Annotated in this window: 31 protein-coding genes and 1 riboswitch; of the genes, 4 read left to right on the top strand and 27 right to left on the bottom strand. The window is 59.9% G+C overall.

The window, feature by feature from the left end; genetic code table 11:
* Positions 1-24 precede the first annotated feature (24 nt).
* The 20 genes from PMX70_RS00410 to yqeB form a co-directional block, all read right to left on the bottom strand.
* Positions 25-966, bottom strand: a complete 942-nt coding sequence (locus PMX70_RS00410; protein ID WP_006235276.1) for a DNA-directed RNA polymerase subunit alpha — start codon at positions 964-966, stop codon at positions 25-27.
* 32 nt (positions 967-998) lie between these two features.
* Positions 999-1,595 carry a 30S ribosomal protein S4 gene (rpsD, locus tag PMX70_RS00405; RefSeq protein WP_006235275.1) on the bottom strand — a complete coding sequence of 199 codons (597 nt, stop codon included), beginning with the start codon at positions 1,593-1,595 and terminating at the stop codon, positions 999-1,001.
* 19 nt (positions 1,596-1,614) lie between these two features.
* A complete protein-coding gene (gene rpsK / locus PMX70_RS00400) occupies positions 1,615-2,019 on the bottom strand; it encodes a 30S ribosomal protein S11 (protein ID WP_006235274.1) in 405 nt (134 codons plus the stop codon).
* 14 nt (positions 2,020-2,033) lie between these two features.
* A complete protein-coding gene (gene rpsM / locus PMX70_RS00395) occupies positions 2,034-2,408 on the bottom strand; it encodes a 30S ribosomal protein S13 (RefSeq protein WP_022094275.1) in 375 nt (124 codons plus the stop codon).
* Between the two features lie 14 nt (positions 2,409-2,422).
* On the bottom strand, positions 2,423-2,536 hold the full coding sequence (rpmJ, locus tag PMX70_RS00390) for a 50S ribosomal protein L36 (protein WP_006363204.1): 114 nt from the start codon (positions 2,534-2,536) through the stop codon (positions 2,423-2,425).
* 147 nt (positions 2,537-2,683) lie between these two features.
* Positions 2,684-2,902, bottom strand: a complete 219-nt coding sequence (gene infA / locus PMX70_RS00385; protein ID WP_035137443.1) for a translation initiation factor IF-1 — start codon at positions 2,900-2,902, stop codon at positions 2,684-2,686.
* Positions 2,903-3,006: 104 nt separating this feature from the next.
* Entirely contained in the window at positions 3,007-3,795 is a 789-nt protein-coding gene (map, locus tag PMX70_RS00380; protein WP_271742471.1) for a type I methionyl aminopeptidase, read from the bottom strand.
* On the bottom strand, positions 3,792-4,418 hold the full coding sequence (locus PMX70_RS00375) for an adenylate kinase (protein ID WP_055252238.1): 627 nt from the start codon (positions 4,416-4,418) through the stop codon (positions 3,792-3,794). Before PMX70_RS00375 ends, map begins: the two co-directional genes overlap by 4 nt.
* 18 nt (positions 4,419-4,436) lie before the next feature.
* Positions 4,437-5,723, bottom strand: a complete 1,287-nt coding sequence (secY, locus tag PMX70_RS00370; RefSeq protein WP_271742469.1) for a preprotein translocase subunit SecY — start codon at positions 5,721-5,723, stop codon at positions 4,437-4,439.
* Positions 5,717-6,166: a 50S ribosomal protein L15 gene (gene rplO, locus PMX70_RS00365; protein ID WP_006235267.1), complete on the bottom strand. Its 450-nt coding sequence runs from the start codon at positions 6,164-6,166 to the stop codon at positions 5,717-5,719. Before rplO ends, secY begins: the two co-directional genes overlap by 7 nt.
* Before the next feature lie 3 nt (positions 6,167-6,169).
* Positions 6,170-6,352: a 50S ribosomal protein L30 gene (rpmD, locus tag PMX70_RS00360; RefSeq protein ID WP_006235266.1), complete on the bottom strand. Its 183-nt coding sequence runs from the start codon at positions 6,350-6,352 to the stop codon at positions 6,170-6,172.
* Positions 6,353-6,354: 2 nt separating this feature from the next.
* Positions 6,355-6,879 carry a 30S ribosomal protein S5 gene (gene rpsE, locus PMX70_RS00355; RefSeq protein WP_055252236.1) on the bottom strand — a complete coding sequence of 175 codons (525 nt, stop codon included), beginning with the start codon at positions 6,877-6,879 and terminating at the stop codon, positions 6,355-6,357.
* Positions 6,880-6,893: 14 nt separating this feature from the next.
* The gene (gene rplR / locus PMX70_RS00350; protein ID WP_006235264.1) at positions 6,894-7,262 is read right to left on the bottom strand and encodes a 50S ribosomal protein L18; all 369 of its coding nucleotides are present in this window, start codon (positions 7,260-7,262) and stop codon (positions 6,894-6,896) included.
* A 75-nt stretch (positions 7,263-7,337) separates the two neighbouring features.
* Positions 7,338-7,874: a 50S ribosomal protein L6 gene (rplF, locus tag PMX70_RS00345; protein WP_006235263.1), complete on the bottom strand. Its 537-nt coding sequence runs from the start codon at positions 7,872-7,874 to the stop codon at positions 7,338-7,340.
* A 33-nt stretch (positions 7,875-7,907) separates the two neighbouring features.
* A complete protein-coding gene (gene rpsH, locus PMX70_RS00340; RefSeq protein ID WP_006235262.1) occupies positions 7,908-8,306 on the bottom strand; it encodes a 30S ribosomal protein S8 in 399 nt (132 codons plus the stop codon).
* A 119-nt stretch (positions 8,307-8,425) separates the two neighbouring features.
* The gene (locus PMX70_RS00335; protein WP_022094280.1) at positions 8,426-8,611 is read right to left on the bottom strand and encodes a type Z 30S ribosomal protein S14; all 186 of its coding nucleotides are present in this window, start codon (positions 8,609-8,611) and stop codon (positions 8,426-8,428) included.
* A gap of 79 nt (positions 8,612-8,690) precedes the next feature.
* Positions 8,691-9,248 carry a 50S ribosomal protein L5 gene (gene rplE / locus PMX70_RS00330; RefSeq protein WP_006235260.1) on the bottom strand — a complete coding sequence of 186 codons (558 nt, stop codon included), beginning with the start codon at positions 9,246-9,248 and terminating at the stop codon, positions 8,691-8,693.
* Between the two features lie 307 nt (positions 9,249-9,555).
* Positions 9,556-10,869: a uracil-xanthine permease family protein gene (locus PMX70_RS00325; protein WP_158548927.1), complete on the bottom strand. Its 1,314-nt coding sequence runs from the start codon at positions 10,867-10,869 to the stop codon at positions 9,556-9,558.
* A 127-nt stretch (positions 10,870-10,996) separates the two neighbouring features.
* Positions 10,997-12,040 carry an XdhC family protein gene (locus PMX70_RS00320; protein WP_271742468.1) on the bottom strand — a complete coding sequence of 348 codons (1,044 nt, stop codon included), beginning with the start codon at positions 12,038-12,040 and terminating at the stop codon, positions 10,997-10,999.
* Positions 12,041-12,049: 9 nt separating this feature from the next.
* Positions 12,050-12,844: a selenium-dependent molybdenum cofactor biosynthesis protein YqeB gene (gene yqeB, locus PMX70_RS00315; protein ID WP_089573559.1), complete on the bottom strand. Its 795-nt coding sequence runs from the start codon at positions 12,842-12,844 to the stop codon at positions 12,050-12,052.
* A gap of 102 nt (positions 12,845-12,946) precedes the next feature.
* On the opposite strand from yqeB, the gene yqeC reads away from it, so the two are divergent.
* The gene (yqeC, locus tag PMX70_RS00310; protein ID WP_271742467.1) at positions 12,947-13,684 is read left to right on the top strand and encodes a selenium cofactor biosynthesis protein YqeC; all 738 of its coding nucleotides are present in this window, start codon (positions 12,947-12,949) and stop codon (positions 13,682-13,684) included.
* 79 nt (positions 13,685-13,763) lie between these two features.
* Here yqeC and hydA read toward each other — a convergent pair whose 3' ends face one another.
* The 5 genes from hydA to dpaL all read right to left on the bottom strand — a co-directional run bounded on the left by hydA (position 13,764) and on the right by dpaL (position 20,142).
* Positions 13,764-15,131 (bottom strand): dihydropyrimidinase, encoded by a 1,368-nt coding sequence (gene hydA / locus PMX70_RS00305; RefSeq protein ID WP_118266254.1) that lies wholly within the window; start codon positions 15,129-15,131, stop codon positions 13,764-13,766.
* Between the two features lie 12 nt (positions 15,132-15,143).
* Complete coding sequence (locus PMX70_RS00300; protein ID WP_271742466.1) at positions 15,144-15,755, bottom strand: nucleotidyltransferase family protein; 612 nt, start codon at positions 15,753-15,755, stop codon at positions 15,144-15,146.
* A gap of 150 nt (positions 15,756-15,905) precedes the next feature.
* Complete coding sequence (gene ygeW / locus PMX70_RS00295; protein WP_055252229.1) at positions 15,906-17,108, bottom strand: knotted carbamoyltransferase YgeW; 1,203 nt, start codon at positions 17,106-17,108, stop codon at positions 15,906-15,908.
* Positions 17,109-17,309: 201 nt separating this feature from the next.
* Complete coding sequence (locus tag PMX70_RS00290; RefSeq protein ID WP_099432046.1) at positions 17,310-18,695, bottom strand: YgeY family selenium metabolism-linked hydrolase; 1,386 nt, start codon at positions 18,693-18,695, stop codon at positions 17,310-17,312.
* A gap of 232 nt (positions 18,696-18,927) precedes the next feature.
* Entirely contained in the window at positions 18,928-20,142 is a 1,215-nt protein-coding gene (gene dpaL, locus PMX70_RS00285; RefSeq protein WP_055252227.1) for a diaminopropionate ammonia-lyase, read from the bottom strand.
* Positions 20,143-20,419: 277 nt separating this feature from the next.
* Between dpaL and PMX70_RS00280 the strand changes: the two genes are divergently transcribed.
* The 3 genes from PMX70_RS00280 (at position 20,420) to PMX70_RS00270 (ending at position 23,095) form a co-directional block, all read left to right on the top strand.
* On the top strand, positions 20,420-21,073 hold the full coding sequence (locus PMX70_RS00280) for a helix-turn-helix transcriptional regulator (RefSeq protein ID WP_271742465.1): 654 nt from the start codon (positions 20,420-20,422) through the stop codon (positions 21,071-21,073).
* A 123-nt stretch (positions 21,074-21,196) separates the two neighbouring features.
* On the top strand, positions 21,197-22,180 hold the full coding sequence (locus PMX70_RS00275; protein WP_117773389.1) for a hypothetical protein: 984 nt from the start codon (positions 21,197-21,199) through the stop codon (positions 22,178-22,180).
* A gap of 297 nt (positions 22,181-22,477) precedes the next feature.
* Positions 22,478-22,568: riboswitch (SAM riboswitch) on the top strand.
* A gap of 8 nt (positions 22,569-22,576) precedes the next feature.
* Positions 22,577-23,095, top strand: a complete 519-nt coding sequence (locus PMX70_RS00270; RefSeq protein WP_117773391.1) for a hypothetical protein — start codon at positions 22,577-22,579, stop codon at positions 23,093-23,095.
* 160 nt (positions 23,096-23,255) lie between these two features.
* Here the strand turns inward: PMX70_RS00270 and PMX70_RS00265 are convergent, their stop codons facing one another.
* Both PMX70_RS00265 and PMX70_RS00260 read right to left on the bottom strand, forming a co-directional pair.
* Positions 23,256-23,840 carry a DUF4230 domain-containing protein gene (locus tag PMX70_RS00265; RefSeq protein WP_117773393.1) on the bottom strand — a complete coding sequence of 195 codons (585 nt, stop codon included), beginning with the start codon at positions 23,838-23,840 and terminating at the stop codon, positions 23,256-23,258.
* Complete coding sequence (locus PMX70_RS00260) at positions 23,833-24,561, bottom strand: DUF4230 domain-containing protein (protein ID WP_117773495.1); 729 nt, start codon at positions 24,559-24,561, stop codon at positions 23,833-23,835. Before PMX70_RS00260 ends, PMX70_RS00265 begins: the two co-directional genes overlap by 8 nt.
* Positions 24,562-24,647: the final 86 nt, after the last annotated feature.

Genomic DNA, 24,647 nt, shown 5'->3' with positions numbered 1-24,647 from the left:
GTTTCTCCTCAAATATGCGAAGCATTAAGCCTTCAGGCTCAGGCCCATGGACTCAAGCTTGTCCTTCACTTCCTCGATCGACTTAACACCGAAGTTACGGATGTTCAGCAGATCGTTCTCCGAGAACTCAACGAGCTGACGGACCGAGTGAATGCTGGCGCGCTTAAGGCAGTTGTAGGAACGGACGGAAAGGTCCAGATCCTCGATCTGCTTGTCCAGCTCGGCGTTGTCGTTGGTGACCTCGGGAGCGAAGATCGAAGCCTCCTCCTCGACCTCGGGGGTCTCGGCAAGGTTCATAAAGGCGGCCATATGCTGGTTGATGATATTGGCAGCCTGGACCACGGCGTCGCGCGGGGCGATGGAACCGTTGGTCTCGATCTCGAGGACAAGGCGGTCGTAGTCGGTGTGCTGACCGACACGGCAAGCCTCAACGAGCTTGGCGCAACGGGACACCGGCGAGTACAGCGAGTCGACGTGGATCACACCGATGGGATCGTTGTCGCGCTTGTTAGCCTCGCCAGAGACATAGCCGCGGCCATAGCCGATGCGCATGCTCATGGTGAGATGGCCACCCTCGGTGAGCGTAGCAATATGCTGCTCGGGGTTGACCAACTCAAACTCGGACGGAATAAAGAAGTCCGCACCGGTGACCTCGCAGGGGCCGTCAACCGAGATGGTGGCGGTCGCCTCGTCGGTCGTGCCGAGAGCCCTGAAGACAAGACCCTTGACATTCAGGACGATGTCGGTGACATCCTCGACCATGTTAGGGATGGTCATGAACTCGTGCTGCGCACCATCGATCTGAATAGCCTCGACGGCTGCACCCTCGAGCGAGGACAGAAGAACGCGACGAAGGGAGTTACCCAGCGTATCGCCGTAGCCACGCTCGAGCGGCTCGACGGAGACACGAGCAGACGTCTCGTTGATCTCTTCGACCTGAACCTGAGGCCTAATGAATTCTGACATGTATTACCTCCAGCCTCAGCAGCCCGGATGGACTACTTAGAGTAGAGCTCGACGATGAGCTGCTCGTTGATATCACCGCTGATCTGCTCACGCGTCGGCAGAGCGAGCACGTTACCAGACAGCTTCTCGATATCGACCTCGAGCCAGCCAGGGACCTCAAAGCGCTCGGAGGAAATCAGAGCCTCCTTGATGGGGAGGAGGTCACGGAACTTCTCGCCGACAGCGACGACGTCGCCGGCCTTGACGCGGTAGGACGGGATGTCCACGCGCTTGCCGTTCACGGTGAAGTGACCGTGACGGACGGACTGACGAGCCTCTTTGCGGGTGCGGGCGAAGCCAAGACGGAAGACGACGTTGTCGAGGCGAGACTCAAGGATGATCATGAGGTTCTCACCGGTGACGCCGTTCATCTTACGGGCCTTGTTGAAGTAGCCGTGGAACTGCTTCTCCAGAACGCCATAGATGAACTTGACCTTCTGCTTCTCACGCAGCTGCATGCCGTACTCAGATTCCTTGCGACGGCGCTTGGGCTGACGGATAGATTCCTTCTTGCTGCTGTAACCGAGCTCAGCGGGATCGATCCCGAGCTGACGGCAGCGCTTAAGAACAGGAGTCCTGTCGATTGCCATATTGATACGATCCTTTCAGTTACACGCGGCGACGCTTCTTGGGGCGGCAGCCGTTGTGCGGAATGGGGGTCTTGTCCTGGATGCTCGAGACCTCGAGGCCAGCAGCCTGGAGGGAGCGGATGGCGGTCTCACGACCGGAGCCGGGGCCCTTGACGAAGACGGAAACCTTCTTCATACCGTGCTCCATGGCCTGCTTGGCAGCAGCCTCGGCAGCCATCTGGGCAGCGAACGGCGTGGACTTACGGGAGCCCTTGAAGCCCACCTGGCCAGCCGACTTCCAGGAAATGACGTTGCCCTGGGGATCGGTGATCGAAACGATCGTGTTGTTGAACGTAGAACGAATGTGAGCCTGGCCCACGGAAATGTTCTTACGGTCCGCGCGCTTCAGACGGGCAGCGCGAACGTTCTTCTTAGCAGTAGCCATCTATCTAGCGCTCCTTATTTCTTCTTCTTAGCACCGATCTGACGCTTCGGGCCCTTGCGGGTACGAGCGTTAGTGTGGGTGCGCTGGCCGCGGACCGGGAGGCCCTTGCGGTGACGAAGGCCGCGGTTGCAGCCGATGTCCATAAGGCGCTTGACGTTCTGGTTGCGCTCACGGCGGAGGTCGCCCTCAACCATGATCTGATTCTTATCGATATAATCGCGGATGGCGTTAACCTCATCCTCGGTGAGGTCCTTAACGCGCGTATCCACGTTAACGTTGCACTCGACGCAAATCTTCGTCGCAGTGGTGCGGCCGATGCCGTAAATGTAGGTCAGACCGATCTCAACGCGCTTCTCACGCGGGAGGTCGACACCATTAATACGGGCCAACGTAGTCTCCTCTCTTAACCCTGACGCTGCTTATGACGGGGGTTCTCGCAAATGACGAGGACCTTGCCATGGCGCCTAATGATTTTGCACTTATCGCACATCTTCTTGACCGAAGGACGTACCTTCATCGTTCTTCCTTTCGGTAGCGCTCAAACTACTTCCCTACTATCTACTCGCCCAGCCGCAGGCGTTTAAAACTATGGCTGGTCTTCACACGCAAACCGACCGTAGGTTGAGCTAAGCCTGCAGTCGGAAAAGAGCGTGTATGCGTGTCGCTATTTATAGCGATAGGTGATGCGACCGCGGGTCAGGTCGTACGGGGAAAGCTCCACGACAACCCTGTCACCGGGGAGAATGCGGATGTAATTCATTCGGATCTTGCCAGAAATGTTGCACAGAACCGAATGACCGTTCTCGAGCTCGACCTTAAACATGGCGTTGGGCAGCGGCTCCTTTACCGTACCCTCGAGCTCAATTGCGTCTTCCTTCTTCACAAGCAATCATCTTTCTCTAGAAAACGACAGCGATTGAGTATTCTACAATACGCATGCACGTATCGTAATATCTTCGTAATGGCTCCACAACTACGTGGAACTTGTTACATTTCTCCGCCCTGCAAGGGACACCAAGCACCTTGGGCATCGGTGGTAAGAATCACCGGACCGTCATTGGTAATGGCGACGGTGTTCTCATAATGCGCGGCGGGCAGGTGGTCGTTGGTCGTAACGATCCAACCATCGGAGCCCGTGCTCACATGGTTGGAACCCATCGTAACCATCGGCTCGATGGCGATGACCATGCCGGCCTGGAGACGAACGCCCCTCCCCTTCTTTCCATAGTTAGGAACGTTGGGGTCCTCGTGCATCACGCGGCCAATGCCATGGCCCACATAATCACGAAGCACGCCGTAACCGTGAGACTCGGCGAGGGACTGAACGGCATAACCGACGTCCCCGATATGGTTACCGGGAACAGCCTGCTCAATGGCAGCCTTAAGGCAATCGCGCGTGACCTCGCACAAAGCCTTGGCTTCGGGCGTGGGGGTGCCGACGAAAAACGTCCAAGCGTTATCGCCGACCCAACCGTCAACGACAGCTCCCGTATCAATGGAGATGATATCGCCATCGCGCAGGATCATGTCGGGGTTGGGAATACCGTGAACCACGGCATCGTTGATCGATGCGCAGATGGTTCCCGGGAACCCGCCGTAGCCCTTAAAGGCCGGGGTGCCGCCATGCATGCGGATAATCTGCTCCGCGAGCTGATCGAGCTCAAAAGTCGAAACGCCGGGGCGCACCATGGCTCCAACGTGGCGGAGCGCCATCTTAGATAGCGCTCCTGCCTTCTTCATCTGCTCGATTTGCGTTGCAGACTTAATCTTGATCATAGACCGAGAGCCTCTTTGACATCCCCGTACACGGTCTCACGAGCCTGGTCACCGTTGACCGACTTGAGCAGACCCTGGCCACGATAGTAGTCGACGAGCGGGCTCGTGGACTTCTCGTAGACGTCGAGACGGTTCTTGATGGTCTCGGGCTTGTCGTCATCGCGCTGATACATCTCGCCTGCGCACTTGGGGCAAGTAGCATCGGCAGCGGTGCCGGTGTAACCGCAGGCGCGGCAGGTGCGACGCGAAGACAGCCGATCGATAATGACCTCGGGGGCCACATCGACCAGAAGGGCACAGTCGATCTCGCGACCCATGGCGGAGAGCTCGGAATCGAGCGTCACGGCCTGGGCGGTGTTGCGCGGGAAGCCGTCGAGGATGAAGCCCTGCTGGGCGTCATCGGCGGCAAGGCGCTCCTTGACAAGGTCGATCACGAGCTGGTCGGGAACGAGCTCGCCAGCGTCCATGTACTTCTTAGCCTGAATACCAAGCTCGGTGCCGCCCTTGACGGCAGCACGCAGCAGGTCGCCCGTGGAAATGTGAGCGACGCCAAACTCGGCGACGAGCTCCTGTGCGACGGTGCCCTTGCCGGCACCCGGAGCTCCGAGCAATACGAGGTTCATGAGCAATCCTCCTCTAGCCTATTTAAAGAATCCATCGTAATCATACATCTTGATCTGGCCTTCGAGCTTATCGACTGTGTCGAGCACGACGCCGACCATGATGAGGATGGACGTGCCGCCAAATGCCTGGATCAGATGGTTACCCGTGAAGGAGAAGATGATCGAAGGCACGATGGCGATGAGCGCCAAAAAGACAGCGCTGGGAAGCGTAATCTTGTTGAGCGCGTTCTTGATGTAGGCCGCGGTAGCCCTACCCGGACGCACGCCCGGAATAAAGCCGCCCTGCTTCTTAAGGTTGTCGGCCGTGTCATCGGGGTTGAACACCATGGAGGTGTAGAAGTACGCGAAGAACACGATGAGGACAACGTTAAGCACCCAATTGAGCCAACCGGTCGAAAGCGCGGAGGCAACTGCCTGAATCCAGCCGATGCCGGGGAAGAACACGGCAATCTGAGCCGGGAAGTACAGCAGCGCCGAAGCGAAGATGATCGGCACGACGCCCGCGGTGTTGACCTTGATGGGCAGGTAGGTGGTCTGGCCACCCATCATGCGACGGCCCACGACGCGCTTGGCGTAGGAGACCGGAATGCGGCGCTGGCCGCGCTCAAGGAAAACGATCAGCGGGATGACCAGCAGGATGATGGCGCAGATGATCACCATGGTGATGATGCCACCGGCATTGCCCTCGGTGCTGGAGAAGATTGCCTGCGGCAGACCGGCCATGATGTTCGCGAAGATGATCAGCGACATGCCATTACCGATACCGCGCTGGGTGATGAGCTCACCAATCCACATGATCAGCATGGCGCCCGCGGTGAGCGTACCGACGATCATGAGGTCGAAGATGACCTCGGGAGCGCCGGCGCCATTAAAGGTGATGCCGAAGCTCTTAAAGAGGAAGAGGTAACCCACGGAGTTGAGGATTGCCAGAGCCAGGGTGAGGTAACGCGAATACTGCGTAATCTTGGTCTGACCGACCTCGCCCTCGCGGGCAAGCTCATGCAGGGAAGGCACGACGGCCTGGAGCATCTGGAGGATGATCGAGCTGGTGATGTAAGGCATGATGCCCAGCGAAAACACCGACACATAGCTCAACGCGCCGCCAGAGAAAAGATTCAGGAGGGCCATAGCACCTGCGGCGACCGAATTGTTATCGGTCGAGAAAAGGCCCAGCATCCCCTGGAAGGGAATGCCGGGCACAGGAACGTGCGCACCAATGCGGTACACGACGAGCATAGCTATGGTAAAAAGAATCTTTTCGCGCAATTCTTTGATGCGGAAAGCATTCTTAAGACCATTTAGCACGGCAGCTCGACCTTTCCGCCGGCGGCCTCGATCTTGGCCTGCGCAGAAGCGCTGACCTTGTCGACCTTGACCGTGAACTTCTTGGTGAGCTCACCATTGCCGAGCACCTTGACGGGCTCGAACTCGCTCTTGGTGATGCGAGCGGCCTTAAGAGCGGCACCGTCGATTACAGCGCCGTCCTCGAACTTACGCTCGAGACGCTCAACGTTAACAGCGGTGTACTCGATACGACGGGGGTTGCGGAAGCCCGGAAGCTTGGGCAGGCGCATAGCCAGCGGAGTCTGGCCACCCTCGAAGCCGGCACCCTTGGTGCCACCAGAGCGGGAACCCTGGCCCTTCTGGCCGCGGCCAGAAGTGGTGCCGTGACCCGAAGAATTGCCACGGCCGACGCGCTTACGGTTCTTGGTGGAACCGGGCGCGGGAGTAAGATCGTGAAGCTGCATTTGCTACTCCTCTACAATCTCGACAAGGTGCTTGACCTTGAAGATCATGCCGCGGACGGACTCGTTGTCAGCAATCTCGCGAACCTCGCGGATCCTGTGGAGACCGAGGGCACGGACAGTACGGACCTGGTCCTGCTTGCAACCGTTGGTGCTGCGGACCTGCTTGATCTTGATGGTGTCAGCCATGCTTAGTTCTCCTTACCGACGAACATCTCGGAGACCGTCAGGCCACGGCGAGCCGCGACGTCCTCAGGGCTGGAGAGCTCCTTGAGGCCCTCGACGGCAGCCTTGATGATGTTGAGGCCGTTGTCGGTACCGAGGGACTTGGACAGGACGTTCTTGATGCCAGCAAGCTCGAAGAGGGGACGCACAGCGCCGCCGGCGATAACGCCGGTACCCTCGACAGCGGGCTTGATGATGATGCGGCCGGCACCAAAGTGGCCGAGAACCTCGTGCGGGATGGTGCCCTGCTCGGTCACCGGCACGTGGAACATGTTCTTCTTGGCATCGAGAGACGCCTTGGAGATGGCCAGGGGCACCTCAGCGGACTTGCCCATGCCAACGCCGACGTTGCCCTTGCCGTCGCCAACGACGACGAGAGCGACGAGGCTCATGCGACGACCACCCTTGACGGTCTTCGACACGCGGTTGATGTAAACGACGCGCTCCTCGAACTCGGAGGCCTCGCGCTGCTGCTTCTGATTACGAGCCATGTGCTACATACCTCCTAGAACTCGAGACCGGCGGCACGAGCACCGTCGGCGAGGGCCTTGACGCGGCCATGGTAGATACGGCCACCGCGATCGAAGGCGACCTTGGTGATGCCGGCCTCGATGGCACGCTTGCCAACGAGCTGACCGACCTTCTCCGCAGCCTCCTTGTTCGAGGTGTGGGTGCCCTTGAACTCGGCCTCGAGGGTCGAGGCAGAGACGAGCGTCAGGCTGGAGCCCTTGCTGTCGTCGATGATCTGGGCATAGATGTTGGCGTTAGTACGGGTCACGCGAAGACGCGGACGCTCGGAGGTACCCGAGACCTTGCCGCGAACACGACGCTGACGACGCTTGAGGCCTTCCAGCTTCGCCTTATGCTTGTTCATACGTAAACTCCTAAAAAGGTTGATCTTGCCAGCACCTGACGGGGTGCTGGTCTTATGCGAGTGAGTCGGTTACGACTACTTGGCGGCCTTACCCAGCTTGCGGCGGATGTGCTCGCCAACGTAGTGGATACCCTTGCCCTTGTAAGGCTCGGGAGGACGATGGCCGCGGATCTCAGCGGCGATCTGACCGACCTGCTGCTTGTTGATACCCTTGACGTTCACGTGGGTGTTGTCGGGAACCTCGAAGGTGATGCCCTCGGGAGCCTCGACGATCACGGGGTGCGAGAAGCCCAGGGAGAACTCGAGGTTCTTGCCCTTCTGCTGCACGCGGTAACCGACGCCGGCGAGCTCGAGCTTCTTCTCGAAGCCCTCAGAAACGCCAACAACCATGTTGTGGATGAGGGCGCGGGTGAGGCCGTGGCGGGCACGGGTCTCACGCTCGTCGTCGGGACGGGAAACGGTGAGGACGTTGTCCTCGACGTTGATAGCGAGCTTCTCAAAGACATCGAGCTCGAGCTGGCCCTTGGGGCCCTTGACGACAACGTTGTTGCCGTTGACTGCCACTTCGACTCCGGCGGGAATCTGGACAGGCTTATTACCGATACGAGACACGGTGATCTCCTTTCCTTCTACCTACCGAGCGAATTACCAGACGTAAGCGATGATCTCGCCGCCGACGTTGTGCTTGCGAGCATCGCGGTCGGTCATGACGCCATGGCTGGTGGAAATAATGGCGGTACCAAGGCCACCGCGGACGCGGGGCATGTCGGCAACGCCGGTGTACTTACGCAGGCCCGGCTTGGAAATGCGGCGGATGCCGTTGATGACCTTAGCCTTCTTGGGACCATACTTAAGCGTGATGTGCAGAGTCTTCTGGGGAACGGTGTCCTCGACATCGTAGCCCTCGATGTAGCCCTCCTCGTGCAGAACACGAGCGATCTCGACGAGCTTCTTGCTGCTCGGCATGGAGACCGTGGCCTTGTTCACAGAGTTAGCGTTACGGATGCGCGTAAGCATATCTGCGATCGGGTCTGTAAGGTTCATACAGATTCTCCTTCGTTCTTGATGAACACGTGCTCTTGGTTCTTCGCCGCCCTTAACGGCAAAGCCTTTTTAGCGCGTTTTCCCTGTTCCAAACTGATGCTTGAAACGCTGGTAGTGACTTACCAGCTGGCCTTCTTAACGCCGGGAAGCTCGCCCTTGAGTGCAAGCTCGCGGAAGCAGACACGGCACAGGCCGAACTTGCGGTACACAGAGTGCGGACGGCCGCAGCGCTGGCAGCGCGTGTACTCACGAGTAGAGAACTTCTGCTTGCGATTGCACTTGACGATCATCGATGTCTTAGCCACTTATATCCTCCTCACATAGAGTATTGTTCGCCCCAAGCGCCGCCCCCTTCTGGGAACGGCGCTCATAGGGCAGGTGAACCTATTTCTTGAACGGGAAACCGAAGGCGTCCAGAAGGGCCTTGGCCTCCTCATCGGTGTTAGCGGTGGTCACGAAAGTGATGTCCATACCACGCTGGTGATCGACGGAGTCGAAGTCGATCTCGGGGAAGATGAGCTGCTCGGTGACGCCCATGGAGAAGTTACCACGACCGTCGAAGCTCTTGGCGGAGATGCCGCGGAAGTCGCGGATACGGGGGATCGCGACGGAGGTCAGACGATCGAAGAACTCCCACATACGGTCGCCACGCAGGGTAACCTTGCAGCCGATCGGCATACCAGCGCGCAGGCGGAAGGTAGCGATGGACTTGCGGGCACGGGTGATCATCGGCTGCTGACCGGTGATGGCGCGCAGGTCGCGCACGGCACCGTCGATGGCCTTGGAATCGGTAGCGGCCTCGCCGACACCCATGTTCACGACGATCTTCTCAAACTTGGGGATCATCATGACGTTCTCGTACTGGAACTTGTCCTGAAGCTGCTGCTTGACCTCGTTGTTGTACTTGGTCTTCAGACGCGGCACATACTTCTCTTCTGCCATTGTTCACTCCTTCTTGGGGTTTTAAGCACGGGGCGTGGCCACGATGGGTTGTCCTCGTGCCTCCTGGCTGCATCCGCGCCGCTCATGGCATTTCGCGGTTTGGACTCGACGCAGCAGGAGCCGACAAAACAATCGGTACTATACGCGCATCGGGAGCGTATTTCCAGAAAAACCTCGTCTGCCTGCACAACTCCACAACTCCCCCGCACAAATGGGTCCCAACAAGCAGTTGCGGTGAAATAGGGACTGTTTGGCGGCCTAACAGGCTTAAACAGTCCGTATTCCACCGCAACTCATATATGGGGCGTTATTTTTGGCGCGGGAGGACCAGGTTGAGGATCACAGCAACGAGCGCGGCGACGGCAATGGAGGATCCGCCAAAAACGGTGCCAACCCATGCGGGGAATCCAGCGCCGGCAAGCGCGCCGGCCGTGCGCTCAATGCCCGTGCCAAAGGCGATAGAGAGACCCATGAGCGTGGTATCGCGCTGAGACAGGCCGTGGCGGGCAAACATGACCACACCGTTCATACCGATGGTCGCGAACACGCCAATCGTGGCGCCACCGATGACCGGCTGCGGAATAGACGTGAGCACCGCCGCACACTTGGGCAGCAGGCCCGCGATGAGCAGGATGGCAGCCGCAAGCGTAAAGACCATGCGGTTGACGACCTTGTTCTCGGCGATAATGCCCACATTCTGGCCAAAGGTTGCCGTGGGGACGCCGCCAAAAAAGCCTGACAGCATACCGACCAGGCCGTTGGCGATCAGGCCACCCGAGATCTGGCTATCGGTCGCAGGGGTATCGAGCGCAGCGGACGACACGGCGGCAAACTCGCCCATGACCTGTACTGCGTTGACAATGGCGACAACGCCCACAACGGCGCACGCGGCCGGGTCGAACACCAGGCGATGGGCGCCCAGGGCCGGCGGGGCGAACCAGCTGGCGGTCGCGATGGCCGAGAAATCGACCATGCCCAACACCGCAGCCAAAACAAAGCCCGCGCAGATACCAGCCAGGATGCTGCCCAGCCTAAGCGCGCCCTTGCCGTAGTTGCCAGCCATAAAGGTGACGACGAACGTCACAAGTGCGACGGCCCAGTTGGTGACACTGCCAAAATCGGCCGCGCCCTCCCCGCCCGCCATGGAGGCAACTGCCACTGGGCATAGCGACAGGCCAATGACAAAGATGACGGTGCCAAGCACCGGGGCCGGAAACAGAAAACTCACGCGCCTAAACAGTAGGCCGAAGAGCGCGACGAGCGCGCCGCCGATTACCTGGGCGCCCAGTACGGCCTCAAAACCAAGCTCAAGACCGACTGCCTTGAGCGCCGGCACGAAGGTAAAGCTCGCACCCATCACAATGGGCAGGCCCGAACCGACGACACCTTTTATGGGAAACTGTTGAAGGAAAATGTCAAGCGCCGAGAGGACGAGCGACGCCTGGATGACAGCGGCTTCCTCTTGAGGGGTAAAGCCACAGACCGACGCGATAATGATGGCGGGCGTGACGATACCCGCGAATGCCGCCAGCACATGCTGCAGTGCATGGGGTAATACCTGCACAAACGAAACTTTTCCCGTACGCTCGAACAGGGCATCCCCTGCTGCCGACTCTGCCATTTGCGCCTCCCATACCCTAGGCAGCGGCCCCATGCCGCTCAACGGTCGGACATTATAGGGCATATGGCACAGGTAGCATTTTGACCCGCATGCGGCAGAGAGCTGGGGCAGCTCATTTGGGATGCGACTAGCGCTTGCGGGGGACGAGTTTGGTGCGACGCAGGTGGATCATCTCGGCGGCGATGGAGATGGCGATCTCCTCGGGGTCCTCGGCCTCGATGGCGACACCAATCGGCAGGTGCAGCTCGTCGATCTGCTCCTGCGTAAAGCCCTCCTGCTCCAGGCGGGCGCGCACAAAGGCGGTCTTGCGGCGCGAGCCCAAGCAGCCCAGATAGGCGGGTTTGACGCGCATGGCCTGAATCACCACATCGATATCGGACTTGTGACCCGCCGTGGCGACGACCACCAGGTCGCGCGGGCCGATGGGGCACTGCTTGCTCAGGCTCTTGTAGTCGACCAGACGACGGTCGTAGACACCGGGCACCCAATCGGGGGTCAGCGTGCCGGGGCGGTCGTCGCAAGCCACGACGGCAAAGCCCGCCGCCGTGAGCACGCGAGCCGTCGCAGCGCCCACGTGGCCGCAGCCAAAGATATAGGTCAGGCCCTCGGGGCAGAGCGTCTCGATGTGCGCCGTGGGAATCTCGGAGGCGGCGTTGGTGTAGGTGACCTTACTCCCCTCCTCCACCAGCGAAAGCCCGGGGCAGCCCGCAATGGTGCGGCGCGATTCCTCGCCATGGTACTCGGCCACATCGCCCTCGAGCACGCTCGCGATAAACGGCTCAAAGTCGATGACGAAGTCGCCGATGCGCCGATAGGCCAAGATGTCGGCAACCGACTGGAACAACGGCGCCTGCGATACATCCAGGCGCAGATAGCACAGGCAGATGGCTCCGCCGCAGATCATGCCGGTATCGGAGTTCTCGCCGCCCATGGTGTAGCGGACCAGACGCGACTGTCCCGCGCTCAGGAGCTCGCGCGCCTCATCCAGCGCAAAGAGCTCAATCTTGCCGCCGCCGATAGTGCCCGCCTGGCTGCCATCGGCAAAGACGGCCATCCAGGCGCCCACACCGCGCGGGGACGACCCCGCCGTACCGGCCACGACCACCAGCTCGCACGTCTCGCCAGCACGCAGGGCGGCAAGCGCCGCATTCACAACATCGAGCTTTTCCATTGCCGCCTTCTATCCTCTAAAGACATCGGTGAGCATAGCGAGTGCCTCGAGCACGCCGCCGCCGACCGACGTCGCTTTGTCCGAAATGTAGTTGATATAGCTGGCATCGCCGCGCGGGTCGACATCGGCGCATTTAAAGCCCTCAGTCACCTGCACGCCGTTCGCCAAAAGCCCGCGCAGACAGCCATCGATCTGCGTGCACATGGGCGTATCGCCCGCGTAGCCAATCACGTCTCCGGCGCTCACGATGTCGCCGATTGCGCGGTCGGACCGAAACACGCCGGCGGCGGGGCTGTGGATAACACGTTCCTTGCCATAGCCGGCGATAATGCCCGGCACGCCCGTGTTGGGCTGGGGCGAACCTTGGGTAATGACACGGCCGAGAAAATGCCCGCGCATGGTCTCGACCACGGCGTCGCAGTCAACCGGCGCGGTAAAGCCCGGCCCCACAGCGATGACGGCAGGCGCCATGTCGCGCGTGGTGCCCAAGTTGCGCTTAGCCAAAATCGCGTCGACCACAGCCGCGGGTTTCAGCTCGCCGAGCATCTTGGCCTGAGGGTCCACCACAACGGCGACGTCTCCAGCCTCGGTAATCTCAAGCGCCTCAGCCGGCGTCCGTGCCAAGCGAGCGCGAATGCCTTCGACCTCGACCTCGCCCAGGCGAATGGCCTCGCAAAAACAGATTGTGCGGCGGATGCACGTGGGAACCGCGATATCGGCCATAACGACCGAAACGCCGGCGCGCACCAAGCGAGCGGCGACGCCCGTGGCGATATCGCCGGCGCCGCGAACATAAACGAGCATTCCCGGGGCACCTCCCTGTGCTACGGTTTGAGCAGAGCAAAAGCGGTTCGGCCGCTACTCTGATGATTATTTATTATCACAGTATTATACGGCGGTGAACAGATGGAAACGGTTAGCAGCAATCTTGCCTCCGCGCTCAGGATCGAGTCGGGCATTACCGCGATTATCGGCAGTGGCGGCAAGTCGACGCTGCTGAAGACGCTGGGTCTCGAGCTCATGCGCGCTGGCGGCCGCGTGCTCCTCTGTACCACCACGCACATGTTTCCCGTCGCCGGCGTGCCATGGGATGGGTCGAGCCGTCGCCTGGACGCCGCGCCTTGGAAGCCGGGGACCCTACATGTTCCCGGCTGCACCTGCGAGGCATGCGCGGGACTTGTCCGCGGAAGTATCTGCCAGGCGGGTGTTTTGAACCCGGAGACAGGCAAGCTCTCCGCCCCCGCCGAGCCGCTCAACGAGCTGGCGCAGCGCTTTGACTATGTGTTGGCCGAGGCAGATGGCAGCAAGCGACTCCCGCTCAAGGCACATGCCGCCTGGGAGCCGGTCGTTCCCGCCGGCACGGCAAACGTTGTCTGGGTCGTCGGCGCCTCGGGGCTGGGCAAGCCCGTCGCCGAGGTTGTCCACCGCCCCGAGCTCTTCTGCGAGCGCTGCGGCTGCGAGCCCACCGACGCTGCCACCCCAGAGCGCGTCGCCCAGGTGCTCAATGCCGAGCTGCAGATACTGAACCTCAGCAATGCCCGTATCATGCTCAACCAAGCCGACACGCTTGCCGACCCAACAATGGCAGATCGCTTCGAGGCAGCCCTCAACCGCCCCCTCATCGCCACCAGCCTCCAGGGGTAGCAAATTTGGGACGGGGCTCTTTTTGCTACCCCGTCCCAAAAAATCATCTCCCAAATTAGCTACCCCGGCGGTCTTCCCGTTAGCGGGGCACGTAGCGGCCGGGTTGGGCTCCGGTGGGCTCGCCGTCGCGTGCCGCCAGCACGCCGTTCACAAACACGGCCTTGGCGCGGCCATGTGCCTCAAAGCCCTCGAGCGGCGTGTAGTCCACGGCCTGATGCTGCGTCGCGGCGCTGATCGTCCAACGCGCGCACGGATCCCACACGCACACGTCGGCATCGGCGCCCTCGGCAAGACAGCCCTTGCGCGGATACATGCCAAAAACGCGCGCCGGATTCTCGCTCATCAAGCGGCACAGATCCTCGGGACCCAGCTGTCCCTCAAAGCTCGTGGCAATCGCAACGGGACGATGCTCCACGCCGGGCCCGCCGTTGGGAATCGCGCGGAAATCATCGCGTCCGCGGTCCTTTTGCCCGTGCAGGTTAAAGCTACAGTGGTCGGTCGCAATCGTATCGATCTCGCCGGCCACAAGCGCCTCGCGCAGTGCCGCACGGTCGCCGGCATGGCGCAGCGGCGGACTCATCACGTACTTGGCGCCCGCAAAGCCGTCCTCGCCCTGCTCCAGATAGCAGGTGTCGTCGAGCATCAGATACTGAGGGCAGGTCTCGACATAGATGTTCTTCTGCCCGTGCGCTTTGGCAGCGCGAATGGCCTCGAGCCCCAGCTTGGTCGAAAGGTGCACCACGTTGACCGGAGCGTCCCCGGCCAAGTGCGCCAGATACAGCAGGCGGCTCACGGCCTCGGCCTCACACACGTCCGGACGGCTGAGCGCATGGCCCTCGGGCCCGTGGATACCCTGCTCAAACACGCGCTTCTGCAGCTCATTCACCAGCGTACCGTTCTCGCAATGCACGCACAGTATCCCGCCAATACGCTTGAGCTCCTCCAGCACCTCGAGCGTCTCGGCATCGTCCAGGCGCAGATGATCGTAGGCAAAGTAGGTCTTGAACGACGATACGCCCGCCTCGCGCATGGCCGAGAGGTCGGCGCGGTTGCGCTCGTTCCACTCGGCGAGTGCCATATGAAAGGCGTAGTTGGCCGTGCAGGTTCCGTCGGCGCGGCGATGCCACTCGGCCAAGGCATCGGGCATGGTCACGCCGCGATCGGCCGTCGCGTAGTCCACGATGGTCGTCGTACCGCCGCAGGCAGCCGCACGCGTACCGGTCTCAAAGCTATCGGCCGTCCAATCCATGCCGGTCCAGCACTGCATGTGCGTGTGGCCGTCGATAAAGCCCGGGAACACCCAGCAGCCCGCAGCATCCTCGACGGTATCGCCCTCGGCCGGCTCAATCGCCGCGGCAATCCGCACGATCTTATCGCCATCCATGGCAAGATCGGCGCGGCGAAGCCCCTGGGGCGTCACGAGCGCGCCGTTTTTGATGATGATCATAATTGCTCCTTATTAATTGATGCAGTTGGCCACGCGATCAAAATACGAGCAGGCGGCGATATGCTCCGTTATGCGTCGCTGTCCCTTGACGGTATCGACGTCCCACAGCTCGTAGGCACGCGCCTCGACCAGCACCACGTCGGTACGGTCCTTGAGGATCGAACCGCCGCCGTCCTTACCCTCAAGACACATAAGTGCATCGAACAGTTCCGCCGGAAAGAGCACCGGGCTCGAAGGCTCACCGTTGCACGCAAGACGCACCGGATACTTGCGGCCACGCTCATCAAACGCGCGAACCATGGCCTCAAAAGAATCCGAACTCACGAGCGGCTGGTCGCCCGGCAAAAAGAGGCAACCCTTCCAGCCGCGGCTCGCCCCCCACGAAAGGCCCGCACGGACGCTTTCGCTTCTGAGCTTGCCATCGTGCAGCACACACGAGCAATGCTTGTCCTCGCAAATCTGGGCGACCTCGGGCCAACGCGTCGAAACCACGACGTCAAAGCCCCGGGGAACCGAATCGATGGTCCGGGCAATCAGCGGCTTGCCATAGATATCGGCAAGCATCTTGTTAGAGCCAAACCGCTTGCCCTCGCCCGAAGCCATAATGACGCAACCAAGTTTCATGGCGATACCTCCCCTGAAACCATCGTACCCATAACTCTCGTCGCGGGGCATCTACATCGAAAGAGCTTATCCCGCACGCCCACGATGCAAAAAGGGGCACCCCGCCGGTTGGCAGAGCGCCCCCTTTACATGGCTTACCTCAGCCCAGCTTTAGGCCTGGAACCAACGGGCGGTGTTGCGCTCGTCGAGGGCCTTAAGGGTAGCGGCGGGATCGGCAACCTTCTGCAGGAACATCATGGCTGCGATGGCGTACGGCTTGTAGCTGGCCTCCTTGTACATGCCCACGCGGTGCATGTCAAAGACGTCGGCGTTGACCTCGCCGTGCTCGCAGGAGACACCGGAGATGTCGGCGGGCAGCGGGTGCATAAAGATGGTGTCCTGGCCGTTGGCGGTCTTCTCCATGAGCTCGGTCGTGGAACACCAGTCCTGATGGGTGGCGTTCTGAGCGAGCAGCTCCTTCTCGAGCGCTGCGATGCCGGCGTCGTCGCCCTCCGCGTACAGGTTGGTACGCTTCTCCATGGCGGCAAACGGAGCCCAGCTCTTCGGGATCACGATGTCGGCGCCCTCGAAGGCCTCGGCCATGGTGTTGACCTGCTTAAAGGTGGTGCCGGACTCGGCGGCATAGCCCTTGGCGCGCTCGACGACCTCGGGCATGAGGTCGTAGCCCTCGGGGTGGGCCAGGGTGACGTCCATGCCAAAGCGGGGCAGCAGGCTGATCAGCGACTGCGGGCAGGACAGCGGCTTGCCGTAAGAGGGCGAATAGGCCCAGGTGACGGCAACCTTCTTGCCCTTGAGGTTCTCAAGACCGCCAAACTCGTTGATGAGGTAGAGCATGTCGGCAGAGGACTGCGTGGGGTGATCGGAGTCGGACTGCAGGGAGATGAGCGTGGGACGGTGATCCAGAACGCCGTCCTCGTAGGCCTGCTGGACAGACTCGGAGACCTCGGCCATGTAGGCGTCGCCCTTGCCGATGTACATGTCGTCGCGGATGCCGATGACGTCGGCCATGAAGGAGATCATGGTAGCGGTCTCGCGGACGGTCTCGCCGTGGGCGATCTGGGACTTCTTCTCGTCCAGATCCTGCAGCTCAAGGCCGAGCAGGTTGGCGGCCTTAGAGAAGGAGAAGCGCGTACGGGTGGAGTTGTCACGGAACAGGGAGACGGCCAGACCCGAATCGAAGATCTTGGACGAAACGTTGTTCTCGCGCAGCTCGCGCAGGGCGTCGGCGACGATGTAGAGCGCCTTGAGCTCATCGGTGGTCTTATCCCAGGTGTGCAGGAAGTCGCTGCCGTACATGCCCTTAAAATCGAGGCCGTTCAGCTGCTCGACGAGCTCGGTAAACTTGGCGTCCATGTAAATATCCTTTCCAACGATGAAACGATTGCAATGAGTAGATGTGCTCCGGCATGCGCGTGCGGCTAGAACATGCAGAGCACTATGACGAGGACCCGCTACCGTTGAGGAAGCATGGGAGATAACGACCGCGGGCCCCAAGTCAACAGGGGGTGCCGGGGACACGAGCTGTCCCCGGCTCAACAAGATCGAGGAATGGGACTAATCGATCTTGTTGTTGGTCAGACCGGCGCGGAACACGGTGGCGTCGCCATCGGCCTGGCTCGGATCGTAGAGGTTCAGGGCAGCCACATACATGGCGGCAGCGGTGACCAGGTCGTCCTTGTAGGTGACCTCGTTGGGAGCGTGAGCCTGAGACTCGGCACCCGGGCCGAAGCCGACGCAGGGGATGCCATAGCGGCCCTGGATGGAAACGCAGTTCGTGGAGAAGGTCCACTTGTCGCACAGCGGGCGACCGGTGCGCTTGTCCATGCTGGGCTCGCAGCCGATGCGCTCGTCACCGAACATGGCCTTGTGGGCGTCGACGAGGGCCTTGACGTGCGGAGCGGTCTCCTTGTTGATCCACGTGGGGAAGTAAGCCTCGGTCTCGTAGACCTCGCCGGTCCAGGACGGACGGTCGTACATGTACATGGAGACCTTCACGTCGTCGCCGTACTTCTTGGCGGCCGGCAGGTTACGGATCTCGTCCAGGCAGGACTCCCAGGTCTCGCCGGCGGTCATGCGACGGTCGATGGAGATGGCACAAGAGTCAGCGACAGCGCAGCGGCTGGGGCTGGTGTAGAAGATCTGGCTGACGGTGCAGGTGCCGCGGCCCAGGAAGCGGGCGTCCTCGAAGTGCTCGGGGTTGTACTTGGGATCGAGCATCTTGACGAGGCCCTTGATGTCGGTCGACTCGTCGCAGCCGTTGTTGTTGAGAGCGCGGACGTCGGCGATGATGTCGGCCATCTTGTAGATGGCGTTGTCGCCGCGGTCGGGAGCGGAGCCGTGGCAGGAGGTGCCGTGAACGTCGACGCGGATCTCCATGCGGCCGCGGTGACCGCGATAGATGCCGCCGTCGGTGGGCTCGGTGGAAATGACGAACTCGGGCTTAATGCCGTCCTTGTTGTAGATGTACTGCCAGCACATGCCGTCGCAGTCCTCTTCCTGGACGGTGCCGACGACCATGATCTTGTAGCCCTCGGGGATGAGGCCCATGTCCTTCATCATCTTGGCAGCGTAGGTAGCAGAAGCCATGCCACCCTCCTGGTCGGAGCCGCCGCGGCCGTAGATGATCTCGTCGGTCTCGTAGCCCTCATAGGGATCGGCGTCCCAGTTCTCGATGTTGCCGATACCAACGGTGTCGATGTGGGAGTCGATGGCGATGATCTTGTCGCCCTCGCCCATAAAGCCCATGACGTTGCCCAGGCCGTCGACCTTGACCTCGTCATAGCCAAGGCTCTCCATCTCGGCCTTGATGCAAGCGACAACCTCACCCTCCTCGCAAGACTCAGAGGGGTGCGAGATCATGGCGCGCAGGAAGCGGGTCATATCAGCACGATGAGACTCAGCCGCAGCCTTGATAGCGTCGAAATCGAGTTCTTTAGTCATAACAGTCAACCTTTCATTCGAAGGAGTCTACCTAGGAGTTGGCGGAGGAATACCTATTTACTCCGCTGCTCGAACAGTCCTGCGCAAGACGGAAAGCACATTAAGTGCTTTCCTTTGCGTGCGGAACTCGCGACGGAGCAAATAGGTATTCCTCCGCCTCCCGGGTTCATGCATCTGCAGGACATAGAGGGTCTAATAGAAATTTGGCGCGGCGCGTTGCGCCGCCCAACGATTAGCAAGTGGGGTATTCGCCCTCCCAGACGATGCGGCGATACTGGTCGGGGTCCGTGTCACCTTCCGTGGAGAAGCAGAGCACGGAGCTCGTCTTGTCCAGGCCGATGAGCTCCTTGAGCTCGGCGTACTCGGGGTCGAGCATGAGGGTCTCGACCAGACCGGTGGTCACTGCGCCGGACTCGCCGGAGATGACGCGCGGGTCGCCCTTCTCGGGAGCGCCCAGGGTGCGCATGCCGCGAGCGGTGACCCAGTCGGGGCAGGACACGAAGGCGGTGGTGTGGTTGCGCAGGATATCCCAGCCCAAGATGTTGGGCTCGCCGCAGCACAGGCCGGCCATGATGGAGGGCATGTCACCGTCTACGATGCGCGGATCTCCGTCGCCGGCGGCAGCGCCCTTGTACAGGCAGGCGGCAGGAGCGCACTCGACCACGACAAAGGTGGGCGGGTTATCGGGATACAGGTTGGTGAAGTAGCCCACCACGGCGCCAGCGAGCGAACCCACGCCAGCCTGGACAAACACGTGCGTCGGGCGGTTGATGGCCATCTCGCGCAGCTGCTCGGCAGCCTCGGAAGCCATGGTGCCGTAGCCCTCCATGATCCAAGACGGGATCTTCTCGTAGCCCTCCCAGGCGGTGTCCTGAACGATGACGCCGCGCTCGCAGGCGTCAGCCTCGGCGGCGGCCATGCGCACGCACTCGTCGTAGTTGACCTCTTCGATGGTCACCGTGGCGCCCTCGGCGGCGATGTTATCGAAGCGGGGCTTGGTGGAACCCTTGGGCATGTGCACGACGGCCTTCTGGCCCAGCTTGTTGGCAGCCCATGCCACGCCGCGGCCATGGTTGCCGTCGGTGGCGGTAAAGAAGGTGGCCTGGCCAAAGTCCTTGGCAAGCTGATCGGAGGTCAGGTAATCGAAGGTGCACTCGGCAACGTCCTTGCCGGTCTCGTCGGCAATGTAGTTGGCCATGGCAAACGAACCGCCCAGGACCTTAAAGGCGTTGAGGCCAAAGCGATAGCTCTCGTCCTTAACGCACAGGTTGGACAGGCCCAGGCGCGCGGCCTGGCCATCCAGGCGGGCAAGCGGAGTGACGGTGTACTGGGGGAACGACTGGTGGAAGGCGCGGGCCTTCTTCACGTGGTCGAGGCTCATGATTCCCAAGTGCTTGTCATCGCTCTTGGGCATCGTGTTGCCCGCCCACTGGATCTTATCGGCCATACGGCGAACTCCTTAAGTTCTCTCTTGCCGGCCCCCGCATACGCGTTTCAGCCTGATCCCATTCACACGGCTGAACTTTTATGTGGATGCCAAACAATAAGTTTGTTAGCACTGTTCTATCACACTTTTTGATTGGAAAACCTAACAAATTGTTTGTTGCCGTAATCGGTACCTTTTCGCCGCCGAACGGTCACATAACACGGCGACGCTTTCGTTATTTGCGAACAAGTGGGGTTTATGGCACAGTGAGCCCAAACTAATTTTTAGGAAGGCACCCATGACCCCCGCACAGATTGAGTTCTACAAGCGCCTTGCACACGGCCTGGCGCTCCAATTTGGCCCCAACTGCGAAGTCGTCGTCCACGACCTGGAGACCGAGGACGTGGGCCGCTCCATCGTAGTGATCGAAAACGGCCACGTCAGCGGGCGCAAACTGGGTGACGGCCCCAGCCATATTGTGCTTGAATCTATGCACGAGGGCACCGCCGACGTGCACGACCGCGAGCCGTACCTCACCAAAACCGCCGATGGCAAGCTGCTCAAATCGTCGACGATCTTTATCCGCAACGACGAGGGCAAGCCCGTCGGCATTTTGGGCATCATCTTTGACATTACGCTTATGAAGGCTTTTGAGCGTTCGCTCGACGCCTTTACCGGCACCGGCGGCACGGGCTACACCGAGCCCGAGCCCATTACCAAGAACATCGGCGACCTGCTCGAGGACCTGCTGCACGAGTGCGAGCAGTTTGTGGGCAAGCCCGCGGCGCTCATGACCAAAGATGAGCGCATTCGCGCCATTGGCTACCTCGACCGTCGCGGCGCCTTCCTCATTTCCAAGTCGAGCGAGCGCGCCTGCGAGTTCTTTGGCATCTCCAAGTACAGCTTCTATAGCTACCTCAATGAGGCCAAGGCGGCGGCCGACGACAAGTAGGCACTCGCCTAGATTGCCCCTCCCCTTTTGGGCGCGAGTTCTGGAAAGCTCGAATCCAAGACCGAGCCGCTTGGGAAGTTCCATATAATCGATGTCATTAGCATTTCGAAAGGGTGGAACAGAATGGCGTTGAGCAAGGCATCATGCACCGGTCGCGGATTGATTCCGGCAATTGGTGGACATGTGCACCGCATGTTCGATGAGGGCGAAGACGACCTGTTTTCGCTGAGCCTTGACGACGTGATGGATGATCGCCCGTGGACCGCCGACGAACTCATGGGTGGCGGGGCTCGCCCGTCAAGCCCCAATCCCGCACTTGCGCCCAAGCCCGCATCTGCGCCGACTCCTGCGCAGTCGCCTGTTTCGACGCCCGCGCCTACACCCGCACCCACTTCGGCGCCCACGACCGCTCCCCGCCCCGCAAGCGACCCGTCCGAGACGGCGGCATTTCTCGCTGCAGCGACGCAGGGCAAATCGGCCGACAGCACCGTTATGTACAACGCCCAGCAGTTGCCCGTTCCTGCGGCACGCAAGCCTCCGGTCACAAGGCTCGATGAGCCCGTTGTCCGTCAGGTTGTCCACGATTCCTGGGCTGCAGCCGATCTGGATGAAACCTCTACCGGCATGCCGGCGCTCGATGTTCCAGTTAACCCGCTTTTTGCCGCCAACACGAGCGCCGCGGACTATGAGGGCAGTGCGGCATATTCCGATTATTCCGATAGCTATACTGGCACCGGTCGCATCGAGACCGAGGATTATGGCACTGCATCGAGCGATTATCTCAACGATCCGTACGCTGCCACGCCTGCACCGGAATATGACCCGGAGGCCGCGTCCGCGCCGGCGTATACCAAAAGCACGGGCGAAGAGCGCTTTGCCGATTATTACGCCGAGGAAAAGGCGCTGCGTTTCTCGGAATTTCCGCAGGCAGTCAAGGTTGCCTTTATCGCCATTGTCATTGCCCTGCTCGGCGTCATTGCGTTTGAGGGATTCCAGCTGTTCCGCGGCCCCACCGCGTCCGAATCGGCAACGCAGCAAAAAGAGAACGACAATCAGCACCTGGACATCAACACCCTCAAGGGCGACCCCAACGACGGGGACGAGTAGCGGGGGTTAAGGCGGCCACAGGATTCCGCATCCAGCACCGGCTTCTAAGTGCTGTTTTGTCATCCAGCTACACTTTTCCGGATAATTTGCCTATCGAATTTGACACTTTTCCTTAATTTTGAGGTGCCGATTTCGACACTTTTCCGTACTTTTACACGACTGATTTCGACACTTTTTCGGATGAAAGCCGAATAATCACTTGGGAAACCAACGCCATCCGCGCGTCATTTCGCAAGCGCGCTTGATTTGTGTCCGCGCTCGCTGATAGACTCCATCGTGCCCGCAAAGAGCGGGCGCGTTTTATCCAGAGTCGGGGTAGAGAGTTGGCTCCACGATCCCGACGCCAACCGGCCAAGAGGCACGGTGGCCCTGCCAACATCGATGAAAGGAGTCCGTATGGACAATTTCTCCGTGCGCAGCGAGCGCAATTTCCACAACCTGATCGTCAAGCCAAAACAAATGCATCTTCTGGATAAGCCAAATGGCTACGCCTCGGCCATGGTCAAGAGCAGCCTCTCCCACCAGATGCGCTTCACAGTACAGAAGCTCGAGGAAGAGCTCTGCGCTGCCGGCAATCCGCACGTGCTGCAGATCAAGCTGCTTGGAGACGACTCTCGCGAGCCGTCTGGCTGGAAGCTCTTTGCCGACGGCACGTGCGTTGCGGACGGATCCGGCGCCTTTGCCCGCGAGTGCTTCTACGAGAGAGCCGAGGTATTCCTGGACCTGTGCCGCGACGCCGTCGAGGCTGCCGGGCTGCGCCAGTGGAGCGAGAGGGAGTACGAGCTGCTGAGTGCAGCGCGAGGGATTGCGGGGGGCGTAGACGAACGCAGGCGGTGCCATAGCGGCGTGCACTCGTTGCATGCCGCGCCTCAAATCACACGATGTCAAAAGACTGGCACTTGTATATGCCTTTGACAGTCCGAAAGCGCTAGCGAAGTTCATTGATGCCGCGGCTAGATACGCAGCAGTAAAGAGATGTTGAATACAAAAAGAGGCCTCCCATCTCTAACACAACCAGAAATGGGAGGCCCTTCATATCCGAAGCCGCTCTCAAGCAAGGCAATTGTAAGTCGGTCTATTCAGCATCCTTAAACTGAACTTCGTACTTTTTGCCCGTCCGATCACCAATCTTTGTGACGTACTGGCTCAAGAGAGTTTTAGCTCTTTCACGGGCGCTGCTCATCAATGCTGAATTGCCCTCGGCACTTTTTATCATTTCGTTTTGGGCTTCTTCAAGCGCAGCAGACTGGTCAACTGTCGTAATAGGAGTTAGCAACCCGGTATCGCTGTAGATATCAGAAAAGGTGCTCTCGTCGGCTTGGGGCTGGCCGAGAACCTCTGCGTCAGGAACTGTGATGGTCACGACGTTGTTCTCATCCGGATTACTGACATTTACCTTAGCGACATCAACGCCCAGCTGCACCGTCCCGTCATACTCGAACCACGCCTTTTTATATCCCACGTTTATCCCAAAGAGCATATTGGTGCCGTCGTTGTAGATTTCCGCGACATTATGAAATCTGCACTCAACGGTAGCAAGCTCGGCAATCTTCGTATAGCCAGAGAAATCGGGCTCCTCGTCTTTTTTTGCGCAACCCGAAAGCCCGGTAAACGACAGCGTCGCCACGAGGACAAAACAAACCAGCCACGGCCTACGCATTAGAATCAGCCCCCTCTTTGTACTCAGCCAACGGCTTGAATTTGAGCTCGTACTCACCGTCAATAAGCGGGAGCGTCAGCGCCTTCACGGTATCCCGCAAGCTCGTGTCCGCCTGTTTTTTAATCTCCTTTTTATCGACTTCATCTGCGGCATCTTTGCGACAAAGTGACAGAACATCTTTCATATCTGCAGTTGCGTTTTCGGGAAGGTAGCCAAACTTACTATTGTCTAGCTGAGGCTCGCCAACCTGCGCTTTGGGGAGATAGGCGGTAACGACCTTATTCTCTTTGTCAATGCCAAACTGGATGTCGCTCATCGTATACGATGCACGAATATGAGCCTCGTATTTAACGCGATAGTCCACGCGATCCATCCAGAGGAACCTGCCGTGCTTCTCGACGATGCCGTGGTAGATGTAATCAACCGTAGAAAGACTGTCGATATCTACAGCAGACTTAAGATCCGATGTCGTGAGATACTGAGTTTCATGGTTATCGGTTATCCAAGGAAGGACGCCGAGAAAAAAGACAAAGAGGACAGCCGCCACAACCACGAGAAAAACAATCTTTACCTTAAATGATAGCTTTCCGAAAAACTCGACAACCTTCTTGCCCCGCTTGTCATTCACCTCGACCGCTTCTTTTTGGATCACTTCCACACGCTCATCATGCCCGGAGGTACATTCGGGCTGAATGCCCCTCTCATGTTTGCTATGTTTCAAAACAAGCCTCACTCATACCATTGAGTAGTAATCTGCTGGTAGAATTCTACCAGCAGTTATTGAACTCATTTCTTCCAGTTCGGCAG

It is taken from the genome of Collinsella aerofaciens (assembly GCF_028206795.1).
GTDB classification, from domain to species: domain Bacteria; phylum Actinomycetota; class Coriobacteriia; order Coriobacteriales; family Coriobacteriaceae; genus Collinsella; species Collinsella aerofaciens_AX.
The sequence above is the reverse complement of the archived record's forward strand: the minus strand, read 5'-3'. Positions and strand labels throughout refer to the sequence as shown.

Excerpts from the sequence above, each read along its gene's own strand:
- PMX70_RS00410 (WP_006235276.1), bottom strand. The coding sequence starts at position 966 with ATGTCAGAATTCATTAGGCCTCAGGTTCAGGTCGAAGAGATCAACGAG.
- rpsD (WP_006235275.1), bottom strand. The coding sequence starts at position 1,595 with ATGGCAATCGACAGGACTCCTGTTCTTAAGCGCTGCCGTCAGCTCGGG.
- rpsK (WP_006235274.1), bottom strand. The coding sequence starts at position 2,019 with ATGGCTACTGCTAAGAAGAACGTTCGCGCTGCCCGTCTGAAGCGCGCG.
- rpmJ (WP_006363204.1), bottom strand. The coding sequence starts at position 2,536 with ATGAAGGTACGTCCTTCGGTCAAGAAGATGTGCGATAAGTGCAAAATC.
- map (WP_271742471.1), bottom strand. The coding sequence starts at position 3,795 with ATGATCAAGATTAAGTCTGCAACGCAAATCGAGCAGATGAAGAAGGCA.
- PMX70_RS00375 (WP_055252238.1), bottom strand. The coding sequence starts at position 4,418 with ATGAACCTCGTATTGCTCGGAGCTCCGGGTGCCGGCAAGGGCACCGTC.
- rplO (WP_006235267.1), bottom strand. The coding sequence starts at position 6,166 with ATGCAGCTTCACGATCTTACTCCCGCGCCCGGTTCCACCAAGAACCGT.
- rpmD (WP_006235266.1), bottom strand. The coding sequence starts at position 6,352 with ATGGCTGACACCATCAAGATCAAGCAGGTCCGCAGCACCAACGGTTGC.
- rpsE (WP_055252236.1), bottom strand. The coding sequence starts at position 6,879 with ATGGCTCGTAATCAGAAGCAGCAGCGCGAGGCCTCCGAGTTCGAGGAG.
- rplR (WP_006235264.1), bottom strand. The coding sequence starts at position 7,262 with ATGAACAAGCATAAGGCGAAGCTGGAAGGCCTCAAGCGTCGTCAGCGT.
- rpsH (WP_006235262.1), bottom strand. The coding sequence starts at position 8,306 with ATGAACCTTACAGACCCGATCGCAGATATGCTTACGCGCATCCGTAAC.
- rplE (WP_006235260.1), bottom strand. The coding sequence starts at position 9,248 with ATGGCAGAAGAGAAGTATGTGCCGCGTCTGAAGACCAAGTACAACAAC.
- PMX70_RS00325 (WP_158548927.1), bottom strand. The coding sequence starts at position 10,869 with ATGGCAGAGTCGGCAGCAGGGGATGCCCTGTTCGAGCGTACGGGAAAA.
- PMX70_RS00320 (WP_271742468.1), bottom strand. The coding sequence starts at position 12,040 with ATGGAAAAGCTCGATGTTGTGAATGCGGCGCTTGCCGCCCTGCGTGCT.
- yqeB (WP_089573559.1), bottom strand. The coding sequence starts at position 12,844 with ATGCTCGTTTATGTTCGCGGCGCCGGCGATATCGCCACGGGCGTCGCC.
- yqeC (WP_271742467.1), top strand. The coding sequence starts at position 12,947 with ATGGAAACGGTTAGCAGCAATCTTGCCTCCGCGCTCAGGATCGAGTCG.
- hydA (WP_118266254.1), bottom strand. The coding sequence starts at position 15,131 with ATGATCATCATCAAAAACGGCGCGCTCGTGACGCCCCAGGGGCTTCGC.
- PMX70_RS00300 (WP_271742466.1), bottom strand. The coding sequence starts at position 15,755 with ATGAAACTTGGTTGCGTCATTATGGCTTCGGGCGAGGGCAAGCGGTTT.
- ygeW (WP_055252229.1), bottom strand. The coding sequence starts at position 17,108 with ATGGACGCCAAGTTTACCGAGCTCGTCGAGCAGCTGAACGGCCTCGAT.
- PMX70_RS00290 (WP_099432046.1), bottom strand. The coding sequence starts at position 18,695 with ATGACTAAAGAACTCGATTTCGACGCTATCAAGGCTGCGGCTGAGTCT.
- dpaL (WP_055252227.1), bottom strand. The coding sequence starts at position 20,142 with ATGGCCGATAAGATCCAGTGGGCGGGCAACACGATGCCCAAGAGCGAT.
- PMX70_RS00280 (WP_271742465.1), top strand. The coding sequence starts at position 20,420 with ATGACCCCCGCACAGATTGAGTTCTACAAGCGCCTTGCACACGGCCTG.
- PMX70_RS00275 (WP_117773389.1), top strand. The coding sequence starts at position 21,197 with ATGGCGTTGAGCAAGGCATCATGCACCGGTCGCGGATTGATTCCGGCA.
- PMX70_RS00270 (WP_117773391.1), top strand. The coding sequence starts at position 22,577 with ATGGACAATTTCTCCGTGCGCAGCGAGCGCAATTTCCACAACCTGATC.
- PMX70_RS00265 (WP_117773393.1), bottom strand. The coding sequence starts at position 23,840 with ATGCGTAGGCCGTGGCTGGTTTGTTTTGTCCTCGTGGCGACGCTGTCG.